This window comes from Algoriphagus aurantiacus, assembly GCF_035156405.1.
Lineage (GTDB): Bacteria > Bacteroidota > Bacteroidia > Cytophagales > Cyclobacteriaceae > Algoriphagus > Algoriphagus aurantiacus.
The window spans coordinates 36804-52461 of the sequence record NZ_JAXRUT010000026.1 but is presented as its reverse complement, the minus strand read 5'-3'; the positions used below and the strand labels follow the sequence as shown (position 1 = coordinate 52461).

At 40.0% G+C, this 15658-nt stretch carries 13 protein-coding genes; 3 read left to right on the top strand and 10 right to left on the bottom strand.

Going from position 1 to position 15658, the window contains the following annotated elements; all coding sequences use genetic code 11:
* Positions 1–7: 7 nt before the first annotated feature.
* Positions 8–1411, top strand: coding sequence for a tagaturonate reductase (locus tag SYJ56_RS20845; RefSeq protein WP_323837538.1), 1404 nt, complete (start codon positions 8–10; stop codon positions 1409–1411).
* On the opposite strand, the gene SYJ56_RS20840 is transcribed toward SYJ56_RS20845, so the two are convergent.
* From SYJ56_RS20840 to rpsT, 8 genes are all read right to left on the bottom strand, one after another.
* Positions 1401–2144: a zinc-dependent peptidase gene (locus tag SYJ56_RS20840; protein ID WP_323837537.1), complete on the bottom strand. Its 744-nt coding sequence runs from the start codon at positions 2142–2144 to the stop codon at positions 1401–1403. The genes SYJ56_RS20845 and SYJ56_RS20840 overlap by 11 nt on opposite strands.
* 84 nt (positions 2145–2228) lie before the next feature.
* Positions 2229–3794, bottom strand: coding sequence for a ribonuclease Y (rny, locus tag SYJ56_RS20835; protein WP_323837536.1), 1566 nt, complete (start codon positions 3792–3794; stop codon positions 2229–2231).
* Positions 3795–3861: 67 nt separating this feature from the next.
* Entirely contained in the window at positions 3862–4146 is a 285-nt protein-coding gene (locus SYJ56_RS20830) for a cell division protein ZapA (protein ID WP_323837534.1), read from the bottom strand.
* 1 nt (position 4147) lies between these two features.
* Complete coding sequence (locus SYJ56_RS20825; RefSeq protein WP_323837532.1) at positions 4148–4432, bottom strand: hypothetical protein; 285 nt, start codon at positions 4430–4432, stop codon at positions 4148–4150.
* 2 nt (positions 4433–4434) lie between these two features.
* Positions 4435–6846, bottom strand: coding sequence for a phenylalanine--tRNA ligase subunit beta (gene pheT, locus SYJ56_RS20820; RefSeq protein WP_323837531.1), 2412 nt, complete (start codon positions 6844–6846; stop codon positions 4435–4437).
* Between the two features lie 118 nt (positions 6847–6964).
* A complete protein-coding gene (locus SYJ56_RS20815) occupies positions 6965–7582 on the bottom strand; it encodes a DUF1684 domain-containing protein (RefSeq protein WP_323837530.1) in 618 nt (205 codons plus the stop codon).
* Between the two features lie 2 nt (positions 7583–7584).
* Complete coding sequence (gene radC, locus SYJ56_RS20810; protein ID WP_323837529.1) at positions 7585–8283, bottom strand: RadC family protein; 699 nt, start codon at positions 8281–8283, stop codon at positions 7585–7587.
* A gap of 96 nt (positions 8284–8379) precedes the next feature.
* Entirely contained in the window at positions 8380–8634 is a 255-nt protein-coding gene (gene rpsT / locus SYJ56_RS20805; RefSeq protein WP_057937416.1) for a 30S ribosomal protein S20, read from the bottom strand.
* A 212-nt stretch (positions 8635–8846) separates the two neighbouring features.
* Here rpsT and SYJ56_RS20800 point away from each other — a divergent pair, with 212 nt between their 5' ends.
* Positions 8847–9788 carry a zinc dependent phospholipase C family protein gene (locus SYJ56_RS20800; RefSeq protein WP_323837528.1) on the top strand — a complete coding sequence of 314 codons (942 nt, stop codon included), beginning with the start codon at positions 8847–8849 and terminating at the stop codon, positions 9786–9788.
* Positions 9789–9978: 190 nt separating this feature from the next.
* Here SYJ56_RS20800 and SYJ56_RS20795 read toward each other — a convergent pair whose 3' ends face one another.
* A complete protein-coding gene (locus SYJ56_RS20795) occupies positions 9979–11295 on the bottom strand; it encodes a pyridoxal phosphate-dependent aminotransferase (protein ID WP_323837527.1) in 1317 nt (438 codons plus the stop codon).
* A gap of 383 nt (positions 11296–11678) precedes the next feature.
* Here SYJ56_RS20795 and SYJ56_RS20790 point away from each other — a divergent pair, with 383 nt between their 5' ends.
* Positions 11679–12893 carry a metallophosphoesterase gene (locus tag SYJ56_RS20790; RefSeq protein WP_323837526.1) on the top strand — a complete coding sequence of 405 codons (1215 nt, stop codon included), beginning with the start codon at positions 11679–11681 and terminating at the stop codon, positions 12891–12893.
* 124 nt (positions 12894–13017) lie between these two features.
* Here SYJ56_RS20790 and SYJ56_RS20785 read toward each other — a convergent pair whose 3' ends face one another.
* The gene (locus tag SYJ56_RS20785) at positions 13018–14538 is read right to left on the bottom strand and encodes a MutS-related protein (protein ID WP_323837525.1); all 1521 of its coding nucleotides are present in this window, start codon (positions 14536–14538) and stop codon (positions 13018–13020) included.
* Positions 14539–15658: the final 1120 nt, after the last annotated feature.

Here is a 15658-nt window from a genome sequence, read left to right as displayed (position 1 = left end):
TTCCTCAATGCAACTACTATCCAGATCTTCGCTTGCCCCCTCGCAACGTCCAGTCAAAATCCTTCAGTTTGGAAATGGAAATTTCCTACGGGGATTTACCGATTGGATGATTGAAAAGTCAAACAAAGCCAATGTATTTGACGGAGACATTCACATCGTACAAGTACATAGCAAGTCTGGCAACAATCCCATGAAGGATCAGGACTGTCTTTTTCACGTGATCGAGCAAGGCCTGAAAAAGGGAGAATTGGTACAGGAATCCACACTTGTCACATGTATAGCGGGCATCACCAATGTTTTTGAGGAGTATGAAGAATATCTAAAACTGGGTGAAAATCCGGATTTACGATTTGTGGTTTCCAATACCACAGAAGCTGGAATTGTCTTTGATCCTTCAGACTCTAATTCAGATAGCATTTCCAAGACATTCCCAGGCAAACTCACCGCCTTACTTTATCACCGCTTCAAAACCTTCAAAGGAGATACTTCAAAAGGACTGGTTTTCCTTCCCTGTGAATTGATAGAAGCGAATGGTGAAGCTTTAAAAGAATGCATTCAGAAATACATTTCTTTTTGGAAGTTGCCCACAGAGTTTTCAGAGTGGATTGATTGGCAAAATATATTCTGCAATACCTTAGTGGACAGGATTGTACCTGGGTTCCCAAAAGGATCTATTGATGAGATTCAAGAGAAAACCGGTTACAAAGACGACATGGCAGTAATGGTCGAGCCGTATCACTTTTGGGCCATCGAAGGTGCAGACGTGGTAATGGAGGAGTTTCCTTTGGATAAGGCTGGCCTCAATGTCAAATTTGTGGATAACCTTGCGCCTTTTCGCACGCAAAAAGTAAGAATACTCAATGGCGGTCATACGGCAATGGTGCCATACGCCTATCTCAAAGGCTTGAGAACGGTAAGAGAGGCTGTGGAAAACCCTGAAATTGGAGCTTTTCTGAAAGAGGCCATTTATGGGGAAATTATCCCTACACTGAATATGCCTCAGGAAGAATTGGAGCAGTTTGCCAATGATGTTTTAGAGCGATTTGCCAATCCATTTATCGTGCATGAACTAAAATCCATTGCTTTGAATAGCATCTCCAAATTCAAAGTCCGGGTACTCCCATCTCTCCTTGCCTATCATGAGTTGAAAAAAGAATGGCCTGAAAAATTAATTCTTTCATTCGCTGCGCTTTTGGTTTTCTACAAAGGAAATTATAATGGAGTAGAAACTCCCGTCAATGATAATCCCACACTAATGGCCGAATTCAATTCAGCTTGGACTCTTGACTCTACACATGAGATTGTGGAAAAACTATTGAGTGAAAGAGCTTATTGGGGAGAAGACTTAAGAGGCTATGAAGGATTAGTGGAAGCTGTCACCGAAGCGGTGGACAACATAATCATTTCCTAATCCAAACTCGTGGATCCTGCTGCATTAGACGTACTAGAGTGCCATACAGCTCTGGGTTATAATCAAAAAATTCATGGGGCTTTTCGAAAAACGTCTCCAAAGCTACCGCAAAAAACTCATCGTCATTTATTCCTCCGTTTGACCTAAACACGGTAATGATCCCGGCATTAATTCTTGCTATTTCCTCTTTAGCAACGTTCTGAAAAGAGCGGAAAGCCTCAGGGTTGAAAAACTCAAATTCATCATTATAGTAAATTTGGTTTTCGAGCTTCAAAGCATGGGCTACTTCATGAATACCTAGATTTATCCCATCTTTTTCATTTTCCAGTCCATTCAAAAAACAGCTCCATGACATCACTATAATCCCATGTCTCGGGTTCACCTCTCCACGATGATACTGCTTTGAAATAGTACTGTAATACGTGTCAGGATAGATCAATATCTTTGTAAAATGAGGAAGACGAAGATCGCTGAAGCCGAAAGTCACCATCACAATGGTCGCTCCAATGAGTATTTTCATCTCTGGAGTAACCACCCTTAAATTTGATCTGCCTATAAACGACTTGGTTGTAAGAATTACTTGCAGCTTTTCTCTGAATTCTCCTTTGTGTTTTTCTGAAAGCCGAAAATAATACGGAAACTTTTGCTCAAGAATCTGAATCTCAAGCGCTGTCAATCTAACTTTCCCAAATAATAATCGGAGTTCCACGATCAAATTTGAAAAGCTGTTCATCCTATACAAAGGCATCATAAGCTCGAAATAAAAATGGCAGATACCCGAAGATATCTGCCATTTAACTAATTATCAAATTGAAAATTACCTCGCATAGTTTACTGATCTCATTTCCCGAATTACCGTGATTTTGATCTGACCAGGATATTGCATTTCCTTTTCGATTTTTTGGGAAATATCAAAAGATAGCTTACCTGCCGTAGTGTCATCAACATTATCCGCATCTACCAAAACGCGAAGCTCGCGTCCCGCCTGCATTGCAAAGCATTTATTAACCCCGTCAAAGCTCAAAGCAAGCTCCTCAAGGTCTTTCAGTCTCTTGATATAACTATCCATCACTTCACGTCTTGCACCCGGTCTTGCTCCTGAAATCGCATCTGATGCCTGTACAATTGGTGAGATCATGGAAGTCATCTCGATTTCATCGTGGTGAGCTCCGATTGCGTTGCAAATCTCTGGATGCTCCTTGTATCGCTTAGCCAATTCCATACCCAATACTGCGTGTGGAAGCTCCTGCTCCTCATGCCATACTTTTCCGATATCGTGAAGTAAACCTGCACGTTTAGCCATCTTCGCATTAAGGCCCATTTCAGCAGCCATAGTAGCACAAAGCTTAGCCACTTCTCTAGAGTGTTGAAGTAGGTTTTGGCCATATGAAGATCTATATCTCATACGTCCCACCATTCTGATCAGCTCTGGGTGAAGTCCATGAATACCAAGATCTATACAAGTTCTCTCCCCGATTTCGACGATTTCTTCTTCTATATTCTTTTCCGTCTTAGCTACTACTTCTTCGATCCGAGCGGGGTGGATTCGTCCATCCTGCACTAATCTATGAAGGGATAGTCTAGCTACTTCCCTTCTCACTGGATCAAAACCAGAAATAATGATTGCCTCAGGCGTATCATCTACCACGATTTCAACACCAGTTGCTGCTTCTAAGGCCCTGATGTTTCTACCTTCTCTACCGATAATTTTACCTTTGATGTCGTCACTTTCAATATTGAATACCGACACACAGTTTTCTACTGCATGCTCAGTGGCAGTTCGCTGAATAGTATCCAAGACGATCTTCTTCGCCTGCTTGGTAGCAGTAAGTTTAGCCTCGTCGAGAATGTCTTTGATCTGGGAAGATGCTCTAGAATTGGCTTCCTCTGTAAGCATGGTTACCAATTGATCACGTGCTTCTTCCCGCGTAAGGTTAGCGATTTTTTCCAGATCAGCAATACGCTGATTGGTCACTTTGTCAAGCTCGTCTTTCTTAACTTTCAAAGAATGTAATTGAGCATTAAGATTCTCTGATTTACTGTCTAATTCAGCTTCTTTTCTCTTCACCTGTTCCAATTCCTTGGAAACTTGCTGCTCTCTCTGTTTGACTTTATTCTCATTGGTGATGATAATATTTTTCTTATTACTCATCTCCTCATCAAACTCAGACTTCAGTTTGAGGTACTTTTCTTTCGCCTCTAGAATCCGGTCTTTCTTAATCGCTTCTGCATTGATCTCGGCTTCGCGAAGCATGGATTTCACTCTGTCACGAGTTTCTTCCTCTAGTTTAGAATTTTTATTTTTTATTAATGCGCCAGCAATGGCCGCTCCTGCACCAGTCCCAATCAGGGCTGCGAGGACAATATATAGTATGTCTCCCATAGGTATTTTGGATATAAATTAAACCTTGGGGAATCTGAAAATCTCCTGATTTTTGTGTTATAAATAATTACAAAGCCTTAGTTAGCAAGGCATTGATATGAGAAATACTGGATTTAATATGCTCGGAATCTTCCGTGTTAACTTGGCTGGTTTCTAACGATTCCACCATGCAATCAAAGGCTACCATCGCCAGCAAATCCTGGTTGTCGTCCAGTCCGTACTCCTCTTTATACTTTCTTAATTTTTCATTAATCAGCTTGCCAGCATGACGGATTTTGGACTCGTCCTCGATCTTCACGCGCATAGGATATTCTCTATCCCCTATTTTTAATCTGATGGCAAGTGTCTCCATATCATTCAGATAAGTAGGTGATTAAGTGATCGATTTCTTGTATATAATTATTGATTAGGTCACTCATTTCAGTTGACTGTTCCGGATTCACCGGTTGGTTGTCTACAATGTTACTAATTTTAATTTTATTTTTAAAATGTTCGATTTCCTGCTCTTTTTTATTCAAAGCAATACTTACTTCAGATAATTTTTGTTTCAATTGTTGATTTTCCTTGCTTATATCAAGCAATTTACTACTAGCCTGTAGCGCTAGTTTCTCTAATTTTTGCAGTTCCTCTTGAATCATTTTTATGTTCTTATCAAAGCACCAACCTCTTTTTCAAAGGCTTGAATCAATTTACTCATAGTTTTATCAATTACCTTATCAGTCAATGTATTTTCCTGATCTTGTAGGTGAAAACTTAATGCATAGGCCTTTTTACCTGCATCAATTTTGTCTCCTTGGTACACATCAAAAACTCCAATTCTTTTTAATAATTTGCCTCCAAACTTAGTAGCAACAGATTTCACCTGATCATAACTTACTTTTTTGTCTATCACTAAGGAAAGATCTCTGCGCACTTCAGGGAATTTTGAGAGTTCCTCAAACTTCTTCAAACCGGAAGCCTTTTTGCAAAGCAAATCCCAATTCAACTCAGCATACCACACTTCTTGTCGTACTTCTGCTTGCTTCAAAATCTTATCATCAAGCAAACCTATTGTCGCCAATTCCTTTTGACCGAGCATGATCTTCAAGCCATAAGCATAAGGAGCAGTTTCCACCATCGAAAGATCGCCATGCTGCACATTAAGCTTTTCTAGGATTCCCTCCACCGTTGAGTACAAATCTGCAAACGCAAACCCTTTGGTCGGTTCCAGCCAGCTTTCGGCTGTTTTCTTACCTGTAAGGAAAAGTGAAAGTTTTCTGCTCTCCACATATCCATTCTCTGACTTATGATAAACGGTGCCAAACTCGATGTATTTCAAATCAGTCTGACGTCTATTGATATTCCTAGCCAGTACTTCCAAGCCGGAGTAAAGCAAACTCTGACGCATCACGTCAAGATCCTCGCTTAGTTTGTTGTAGATAACAACGCTTTCTTTTGGATTCAGGAAGCCTGATTTTTCAGCGTATGTTGACTTCGTTAAACTATTTGTGATCATCTCATAGTAGCCTTGGCCTGTCAAAATCTCTGTCAAACGATACTGCACCTTATTCAGGTCTTTTACAGGATGCTCAGCGAGGTAATCCGTTTGAAGATTCTCGGAAAGCTCCACATTGTGAAAACCATAAATCCTCAAAATCTCCTCGATGATATCCGCTTCACGTGTCACATCTACTCTATATGGTTTCGCAATGGCTGTAAAACCATCTTCATTCTCATTTTCAACTTTAATCTCCAGGCTTTCCAAAATCGATTTCACTTGCAAAGGCTCAATTTTCTTTCCTATCAACCGGTTGATGTGACCATAATTCACCTCGATTACAAAATCATCAACTGGCTCAGGGTAAATATCAATCAGCTCAGAACTTACTTTTCCTCCAGCAATTTCTTGTAAAAGCCTAACAGCCATTTTTAGTGCATAAACAGGCATATTCGGATCGGTTCCTCTTTCGAATCGGAATGAAGCATCTGTCTTCAAGCCATGAAATTGACTGCCCTTTCTGATTATATCTGGAGAAAAATAAGCTGATTCCAAGAAAATAGTTGTGGTCCCATCAGAAACACCTGAATCCACGCCACCAAAAACACCGGCGATACATAGTCCTCTTTTTGCGTCTTTGATCATGAGCTCTTCACCGGAAAGCTTGCGTTCTTTAGCATCCAAAGTCACAAACGTCGTATCCTTTGGAAGTTTACCAACAATGATTTTCCCTTCGGAAATCTTCGCCGCGTCAAATGCATGAAGTGGCTGACCAAGATCATGCAAAATAAAATTGGTAATGTCCACCACATTATTGATAGGCTCCAAGTCCAGTGCTTTCAAGAAATTCTGAAGCCAAACGGGAGAAGGCCCAACCTTCAAACCGGTAATCACCACACCTGCATAACGTGGACAATCGGCAGTATTTTCTACCTCGACCTGAATAGTAGGGCCAGAAGCCTCCACTTCTAATTCAGGAGCTATATCAATCGCTAAATCTCTACCCAAAAGTGCTTTCAAATCACGGGCAACTCCTAAATGTGAAGCCGCATCAGCTCGGTTTGGCGTCAAACCAATTTCCAAAACCTGATCTTGACTTACTTCGATGAATTCAGAAGCTGGAGTACCATTTGGTAAGTCAGTGTCCAACACCATAATCCCTGCATGACTAGAACCGAGACCTAACTCATCCTCAGCGCAAATCATTCCTTCTGAAACTTCACCTCTGATTTTTGCTTTTTTGATCTGGAATGAATCACCTTCGGATGGGTAAAGCATGGCTCCGACAGTAGCGACCAACACCTTTTGGCCTTTGGCTACATTTGGTGCTCCGCAAACTATAGGAGAAATCCCAGTTCCAATATCTACAGTCGTAATGCTCAATTTATCAGCATTCGGGTGCTTCTCACAAGTCAACACCTCACCAATCACTATTCCTTCAAGTCCACCCTTTACAGAAACAAATTCTTCTATTCCCTCCACTTCTAAACCGGACTGAGTCAATAACGCTCCGATTTCTTCAGCTGATTCTATATGCGGTATGTATTTCTTTAATCTATTAATTGAGATTTTCATGTGTAATTCTAGATACGGCAAATCAAAATTGATCTGCGTGATAAACAAAAGGGGTTCGAAAACCCCATTTTATTTAATAATGAGCACAAATTTAAGAGATTTGAACTAGGCGGAAAGGCTATTTCCCGTAATTTTTCTCACCAACGGGAATTGGAATTTCCAGTAAATTTTCCCTTGGAGGAAGAGGACAGCCATAATCAGGATTGTAGGCACAATATGGATTATAAGCTAAGTTAAAATCGATAGTAATACTGTTTTCTCCATCTTGACGCGCATTGATATATCTGCCACCGCCATAAGTATCAACAGCACTGGTTTCGTCTGCAAATGCCAAAAAGAAATTTCGCTTATCAGGTTCATTCATCGCTTGGAGTAGCAATAGTTTCTCTGTCTTTCCATTCAGCTCAAATTCGGCCCAAGAATGCTCAATGTATTTCTCCTTTGTCCCGTCCGTGAGAGGAACCTCTCTCACCTTCCTAGCTTCTATCGGCAATAGCCTAGCCTTCACCTTGTAGGCTGGATCTATTGGGTAAAAATTCAATTTCGTAAATGACAGCTTCTGCTCATCTGTCAAGGGCGACTCAAAATTGAAGCGGATGAATTTAAATTGTCTTTCACGCTCAGCTTCAATCCTTTCAATGTAATCTTCAGGACTTTCAGATCCCGTCAAGGTATAAACTATCGCAGCAAAAACCACAACGGAGATAATCAGAAGTATAATCGTATTGTTTTTCATAATCAAAGTATGCCGTCATCGGCGAAGCTAAAGTAGCCAACATCTGTAAAAATCACATGGTCAAGCACAGGCAAATCCAACTCCCGTCCAATTTTGACCAATCGCTGGGTGAGTCTCTTGTCCTGATCTGATGGACTTGTATTGCCACTGGGATGGTTATGAACGAGTATAATCGACTGAGCAAGATGCTCTAAAGCAATTTTAAAAACGACCTTCATATCAACAATTGTTCCGGCTGTGCCACCTTGCGAAATCAGATGCTTTTTCATAACCTGATTACCTCTATTTAGCAAAATCAAGTAAAAATACTCGATCTGCTCATCGAGCAATTCTGGCCTCATTAAGTTGTAAATATCCTGAGAGCTGGTAATCCTTGGCTTTGTCACCGGCTCAGAATCCTTCCTCCTTCTCCCCAATTCCATCGCAGCAATAATAGAAATGGCCTTAGCCTCACCTATGCCCTTGAATTTCTTCAAATCCTGAATTGAAAGCTTTGCCAATGCTCGCAAATCGTAATTAACATCTGCGAGAATATGTTTCGAAAGGTCGACTGCACTCACTGAGGGCGTCCCGGAACCAATCAAAATAGCGATGAGTTCGGCATCGGTTAATGCCGATCTACCTTTGAGCAGAAGCTTTTCACGTGGGCGATCTTCTTCTGCGAGCTGGGAGATTTTGATAGAGGAGTAAGTATTATCCATAGTGGTCAATTAAAAAATGATCTATGAATTTAATTACTTAAGAGCACAAAAAAAACCCTGTCAAGCAGGGTTTTAGAGAAATAAAATCTTGTGTAATTAACCTAGTGCGGAAACGAACTTGGCCAATCTTGATTTTTTGTTGCTTGCGTTGTTCTTGTGAATCACATTCTTCTTAGCCAACTTGTCCAACATAGAAGATACTTTTTTGTAAAGCTCAGAAGCCTCCACTTTATCAGTAGTTGCTTTCAATCTTTTGATGAAAGTTCTTGTTGTTTTAGCCTGATATCTGTTTCTCAAACGCTTAGCTTCGTTAGCACGAATTCTCTTCAGAGCTGATTTGTGATTTGCCATATCTTAATATTAAATAAAATTCTTTACGTGTCCCTATTCCGAATCGGAGTGCAAAGTTATTAGAATTTATCAATTCCGCCAAAGGAAATTAAAACATTCCTCTTGTGGCAGACTATTTTCAAATTCAATAATTTGGATAAATACCCCTTGTAGATGCAAATATACCTTTTATCCCTGCATTTACCTGACAAAGATTTTGATTATTTTTAGCTATGAGAATTTTTCTGATCTGGATATTTTGGATTTTTTTAATTTCCGCAACACCAATCGCCTGGGGTTTTTATGCACATTCTTTGATAAATAGGCTCGCAGTATTTTCTCTTCCTGAGGAAATGATTGGTTTTTATAAACCTCAAATCCAATACATTACTGAAAATGCGGTAAACCCTGATCGAAGAAGATATGCGGTCGAAGGCGAAGCTGAAAAACATTTTATCGATCTGGACTATTATGGAGATTCAGCCCTTCATATTTTGCCCAAATATTGGAATGAGGCAGTGGAAAAATTCTCTGAGGATAGCTTAAGAGCCAATGGAATCGGACCTTGGTCAGCATATTTTACATTTTTAAACCTGACGAAAGCTTTTGAAACAAAAAATTCAGAAGCCATTTTAAGACTTTCTGCGGACTTGGGTCATTACATAGGCGATCTAAACGTGCCGCTTCACACCACGGTAAATTATAATGGACAGTTGACCGATCAAGTCGGAATTCATGGTTTCTGGGAAAGTCGCGTTCCCGAGCTTCAGGCAAAAGACTATCCATTATGGGTAGGCCAGGCAGAATATATTGAAAAGCCCCAGCTGGCGCTTTGGGAAGCTGTAGCCGAAGCTCATGCCCAAGTGGATAGCGTATTATCTATAGAAAAGGACCTAACGAAAAGCTTCTCTCCTGATCAAAAATATAGCTACGAAGAGAGAAACAACTTAACCGTTCGCGTTTACTCACGGGAATTCACCGAAGCCTATGCTCTTGCCCTAGACAGTCAAATTGAACGTCAAATGAAGAAATCCATTAAGATGATTGCTGATTTTTGGTTTACCGCCTGGGTAAATGCCGGTCAGCCTGACTTGTCAACTTTTACTAAAGAGCCTCTAGGAGAAGAAATTATTGTCCCTGATGCAAAGATCAAAGTGAGGGGACATGATAATTAGTAGGTAGTCGCAGTGAGCAGTTTGCAGTCACAACGGCAAACAATTTGGTTCAAGTCTCATGACTTGGACCTATTATAATGAAGTCTTCAGACTTCTATTCTCTTAGACACAAATGGCAGTCTGAAGACTGCATTGATGTAGGCACAAGTCCGAAGACTTGCGCCGATTACCTGAATACTGCGACTGAACACTAAACTTCTACTTCCGACTTCAAATACGTTGAAATCGCCCTTCCAAGTCTTCTAAATGTATTCTTAAACACTTCCTCATTTTCCTCCAAAAGCGTCACGCGGAAACCTCTCAAATCCGAGCAGAAGGAGGAAATAGGCACCACACAAATCTGTTCTGCTGCCAATAAATTATAGACAAAGCGCTTGTCCAAAGGCATATCTTTTTCCTCTAGCCAAGAATCCAGCAAGCTTTGCAACTTTTCATCTTCAATAGGCAGAAACTGATCTTCCTTCAATACGCCTTCGTCAAATACAATGGTATTATAAAAAGCTCCTTGAGTGGGATTAAACTTGATTCCAGGAATATCTCCCAATATCTCCAGCATCCAGTCGCTCCGCTTTCCGATCTGAGCATTTGCTTCTTGCCTATACTTGAAGTAAGCGGGATGCTTCATGATTTTAGGTATCGCTAGCTGTGGCAAAATAGTAGAGCAAACTTCGATCATTTTGGCATTTTCCAGCGTCTGGCAAAGCTTTGAAAACTCCTTGGAGGATTCTCTATTGTAGAATTCCATCCAGCCGCATCGTGAGCCCGGCCAAGGGAATTCCTTAGAAATACCCTTCAACGAAATCGCAGGTCTATCTCCGATAATTTCTGCCAATGGAACTGCTGTAATTCCATTATAAGTAATATTCTGATAAATCTCATCTGTGATCAAAAGGAGACTGAATTCATCAGCAATCTTCACAAAAGCCTCCAAAACCTCTTTTGGATACACCATCCCAGTCGGGTTATCAGGATTAATAATCAAGATTCCTACAATCGATGGGTTATATCGGACTTTCAAATACAAGTCCTCCATATCAGGAAGCCATTGATTATCCGGATCAAGTTTGTAAGTAATCGGAGCAGCATTCGCATGTGCTGCTTCAGCTGAACTGTGAGTGCTATATGCTGGAGAAGGACCAATAATCCTAGCTGTAGGGATCAAAAACTGATATAACTTAGCGATAGCATCACCAAGTCCATTAAAGAACAAAACATCTTCTGCGGTAATCTGTGCACCACCTCTTTCATTATTAAGATCAGCGAGAAACTTACGAGTTTCCAACACACCTTTAGAGTCGGCATATCCGTAGGTTTTATCCTCCTTCAGCAGATCTGAAATGATCTCTTTCATCCATTCTGGCACTTGATTGCTTTTTTGGATAGGATCGCCAATATTTTCCCAGGTCATGGCATAGCCTAACGCTTCTACCTGACGTGCTTTCTTGACGATTCCACGAATTTCATAGGATAATTCTTCCGCTCCGGGTCTGAGGAGTAACTGTCTCATAGGTCTGTTAGGCTGACTGCCAAATATTTCAGGTGCAAAGAAACGAAAAAGAGAAATGAAAGTAGATTTACACTCTAAAAAAGAAATAGGATTTGGAGGCGAATTTACTAAATTCTGAATTTTGGAATGAGCTTTATGCAAAAAGCACCAGGTGGAATTGTATGCTCATAAATACCAATTGATACAAACTGCTGTGCAGGATTTAAAATCCTAAACCCAAAATCTAGGAATACATCTCTATCATCACCTTTGGTAAATAAATACTTGCATGGATTTCGCCCATTCAGATATTTACTGCGTACTAGGTTTAATCTTGTTTTCATTCCTAATTAATAGGTATCTATCTTTTCGAGATTCCGCTATAGTAAAAACATCGTTCGTTAGTGATCCGCATTCTTCTCCTCCTAATCTTCGTCTTCCTTATCGACTGGTATTCCTATCAAGCTTTCAAAACGGTATTTCCCGAACAAAGCTGGATTAAGATCGGATATTGGGTCTTTTGTGTTTTCGTTTATCTCTTTGTAGCCTATGGTTTTCTGACCTTCAGCCGGGGTATTCTCAGTCTGAATTTTGGAAGAATGATTTCCCTATTGGTGTTGTCGCTGATTCCAAAGCTCATCGTCCTGGGCTTTATGTTTGGAGAAGATATCTTGCGTTTTCTTACAGGGATATTTTATTCTGTTGCAGGAAATCAGGAAGGCGATTTTCTGCCGGATCGAAGAAAATTTGTCAGCCAAACAGCCTTATTGCTATCCGCAATTCCTTTTTTGGGAATATTGCATGGAGTGTTAGTAGGAAAATACCGCTACCGTGTCGTCAATCATACGCTGGAATTCGATGACCTACCGGAGGAATTTGACGGATTTACTATCACCCAGATTTCAGACATCCACTCCGGAAGTTTTGACAATAAAAAGAAACTGGAGTATGGTATTGATCTGATCAACCAACAAGCATCCGATGTGATCCTATTTACGGGGGATTTGGTGAACAACCAGGCGAAAGAAATGGAGCCTTGGATTGAAAGCTTCAAAAAGTTAAAAGCCCGAATGGGGAAATACTCCATCTTAGGCAATCATGACTACGGGGATTATATGGCATGGCCGAGCAAAGAGGCAAAAGAAGCCAATTTGCAGCACCTTTGTGAAATCCAGGAAGAATTGGGCTTTAGGCTATTACGCAATGAAAACGTGAAGCTTCAAAAAGATGGAGCTAGCATAGACCTGATCGGAGTAGAGAATTGGGGAAAGGGATTTGGACAATATGGAAACCTAAAGAAAGCGGCAGAAAACCTCAGCGATCAAAGCTTTAAAATATTGATGAGCCACGACCCGTCTCACTTTGATGAACAGGTAAAAAATTTCTCCCAATTTATCCATCTCACCTTGAGCGGCCATACGCATGGAATGCAGTTTGGGATAGAAATCCCCGGATTTATCAAGTGGAGCCCCGCCTCCGTTCGCTACCCGAAATGGGCTGGACTGTACGAAGAACTAGGCCGATTCTTACATGTCAATCGAGGATTTGGATTTTTGGCCTTTCCGGGCCGGGTGGGTATTTGGCCGGAAATCACGGTGATCAAGCTGAAGAAGAAATGAAGCTTCATTCAATTTGATGTGCTGGCTCACAGGCTTTACAATCTGGGAACCTATGTAGTTTCAAACGATTTTTAAAATCGCATCAACTTGGCGAACCAACTCATCCTCGCTCTTTTCTGAATTACTACTTGTATAATTTATCAGCAATTTTACCCCAAATCTCTTTTGGATACCCCATATCTCGCAGCACAAAAACAGCATTGGTGCTCTGTAACACTCCAGTTTTGAGCTGAAAATCATATTGATATTTGCCAGACACATCCTCTCCGGTAAAATAGAAAAACATAAAATCAGGTAGCCCATCTACCAGCTCCAAATCATGGGTCGTGGCTATCACTATAGAATTTCCTTTGGCTAGTGTCTGGAGAACTTCTGAGGAAATCACCAGCCGCTCCCGGCTATTCGTCCCCTTGAAAATCTCGTCTATCAAGAGCAAGTTAAAACCTTGCTCCTTATCGACAGCAAGCATTTCTTTCATAGTCTCCGCCTCACTGTAGAAATAACTTTTGTCACTTTCCAACTCATCAAAAGTCTGGATTGAAGAATATATTCGCAGCTTTGGAATTCTCATTCCCTCAGCAAAAACAGAATTAATAGTTTGAGCCAATAGGCAATTCACTCCTATAATTCTTAGAAAAGTACTCTTCCCTGACATATTTGCACCCGTGATCAAAACACCATTTTGATCAATCAGAATTGAATTTCGGATAGCATCTGAAAGCAAGGGATGAAATATTCCTTTGCCATCTATTTGCAGTGAATCACTCTCTGTAGGCAAAGTGATCGATGGATCTGACCTCCTAAGTTTCGAAATGGATAGTGCAAAATCAAGATAAGCGATGCATTCAAAGTTCTTTTCAATTACACTTCTCTTCTCTCCTATTTCTTTGAGAATAGAATAATAAAGAAGGGTTTCGATCAGGAATGCAGCTTTGATCAATTCCGTTATATAGCCCGCCAATTCCGCCAATTCACCAAACCCTTTCATTCTTGGTTTAAGCACGGATGCCTTAAAAATGAGTGACCCTGTCTTTTCGATTTTGGGTTGTTTGGGCAAGAAAATTTCTTGTCTTTTCGACTCTTCTATAATGCTTTGCGACGTGGCTAACAATTCACCCAGCTGCCCAAATGTGCCTGATTCCAAAGACACATTCAGTTTGCTCCAATAGTGGATAATAAAATTACAGGTGATCACCAGGATCGCAGGAAAAATCATCGCTTGCGTGACAAAAGAAGCTACTACTCCAATAAATGAAAGAGCTGAAAGGAAATAAAACACAAGAATAAACCATGGATTTTTAGGTGTCTCTCTTTGAAAAACATTACACAAAAAATAAGAATCATTCTTGGCCAATCCATCTAGCTTACTCATCAAAAATGATTCAAACTTAGGGTTTTGCTCAAATGCCTGAATTGTTAATTCCAAATTTTTATCTACTAAAGATCCCTGTTTCACCAATCGAAGCGAAGAATACAGGTATTGCTGCCCATATTTGGTGATGGTATGATCGATTTTGAAAAAAACCTCATCCAAGCCTAGGTCATTCCAAAGCTTGGAGGAAATATCTTGGAAGAAACCTGCTTTGTCAGCTTGATGATAGTATTTACTGATCCTGTCAAAATCCAGATCGTTTGATTTCTTCATAAACCTCTAGAATGATTAATTATTTAAAAATTTCAAGTGCTAAAAGATAAAAACTTAAGTATTAATTATTCCTCGAATCCTATAGAAAACTGAAATAAACCTCTTTCCATGGTAAAATCTAAACTTCAATCTTACTCTAAACCAATATCATCCTTGAATCGATAGATTAACAGCACAGGATTATCATCTCTCTTAATATCAGCATTCCGCAATAAATCAAGGTACGGATTCTCTTCTGCTGAATTTTCTAGCGTTTCTTTTAGCCATTCTGCCGGGATAGCTCTCACATAATAGCCCGACTGGGAATTCCCAGCTAAAGCATTTCCTGTAAAAAGCCCGGTGAGATCATCTTCAATCTCATTTGCATAAATGCATTTTCCTGATTTCTTGTCATAGACAGCTGTGCGCACGGTAGCTCCTTCCCCTATATACAAAAAGATAAAATCACCAGCCTCAAAAAGATCGTTACTAAAATAAAATAGATTCTCCCTTGAAGCTATAGTGTATAAAGATCTCTCTGTTGCTTCTTCGATATCGTCATAACTTACTTCCCGATCAGAAAATTTAATAAGGTATGCCATGTACAAACTGTCATGTCTATATTCCAAAAAATAAGGAGAAACCACATCAGAAAAATAAAAACCGTTTTCTGAGAAATTGGGATAAATAAACCGACTCTTTGTAGTTCTATATTGAAATGCTTTATCCTTGGAAAGAAATTTTTCANAAACCACATCAGAAAAATAAAAACCGTTTTCTGAGAAATTGGGATAAATAAACCGACTCTTTGTAGTTCTATATTGAAATGCTTTATCCTTGGAAAGAAATTTTTCAGGAATTATTATCTCTTTGAAATCCTGAAGTCCTTCATCAGCTATCAACAATGACTCATTCTTACCAGATGCATTCGCCCGTAGGAAATAATATTTACTGTCAAAGAACTTAAAATCAGACAAACTGGTAATTGAATCAAGGAAAACGTCTTTGGTATTATCGGATTTTTGATCGACAAAAAGTAACTTATGTGTTCCCGAACTGTAAATCACTACCTGTTCGTCATTAATCAACTGTGCATCTTTTGGCCACATAAATTCACCAGGCCCTCCTCCTTCATTCGCAA

What these genes read in the sequence shown, in the direction of transcription:
- SYJ56_RS20845 (WP_323837538.1), top strand. Translation starts at nt 8, where the DNA reads ATGCAACTACTATCCAGATCTTCGCTTGCCCCCTCGCAACGTCCAGTC.
- SYJ56_RS20840 (WP_323837537.1), bottom strand. Translation starts at nt 2,144, where the DNA reads ATGAACAGCTTTTCAAATTTGATCGTGGAACTCCGATTATTATTTGGG.
- rny (WP_323837536.1), bottom strand. Translation starts at nt 3,794, where the DNA reads ATGGGAGACATACTATATATTGTCCTCGCAGCCCTGATTGGGACTGGT.
- SYJ56_RS20830 (WP_323837534.1), bottom strand. Translation starts at nt 4,146, where the DNA reads ATGGAGACACTTGCCATCAGATTAAAAATAGGGGATAGAGAATATCCT.
- SYJ56_RS20825 (WP_323837532.1), bottom strand. Translation starts at nt 4,432, where the DNA reads ATGATTCAAGAGGAACTGCAAAAATTAGAGAAACTAGCGCTACAGGCT.
- pheT (WP_323837531.1), bottom strand. Translation starts at nt 6,846, where the DNA reads ATGAAAATCTCAATTAATAGATTAAAGAAATACATACCGCATATAGAA.
- SYJ56_RS20815 (WP_323837530.1), bottom strand. Translation starts at nt 7,582, where the DNA reads ATGAAAAACAATACGATTATACTTCTGATTATCTCCGTTGTGGTTTTT.
- radC (WP_323837529.1), bottom strand. Translation starts at nt 8,283, where the DNA reads ATGGATAATACTTACTCCTCTATCAAAATCTCCCAGCTCGCAGAAGAA.
- rpsT (WP_057937416.1), bottom strand. Translation starts at nt 8,634, where the DNA reads ATGGCAAATCACAAATCAGCTCTGAAGAGAATTCGTGCTAACGAAGCT.
- SYJ56_RS20800 (WP_323837528.1), top strand. Translation starts at nt 8,847, where the DNA reads ATGAGAATTTTTCTGATCTGGATATTTTGGATTTTTTTAATTTCCGCA.
- SYJ56_RS20795 (WP_323837527.1), bottom strand. Translation starts at nt 11,295, where the DNA reads ATGAGACAGTTACTCCTCAGACCCGGAGCGGAAGAATTATCCTATGAA.
- SYJ56_RS20785 (WP_323837525.1), bottom strand. Translation starts at nt 14,538, where the DNA reads ATGAAGAAATCAAACGATCTGGATTTTGACAGGATCAGTAAATACTAT.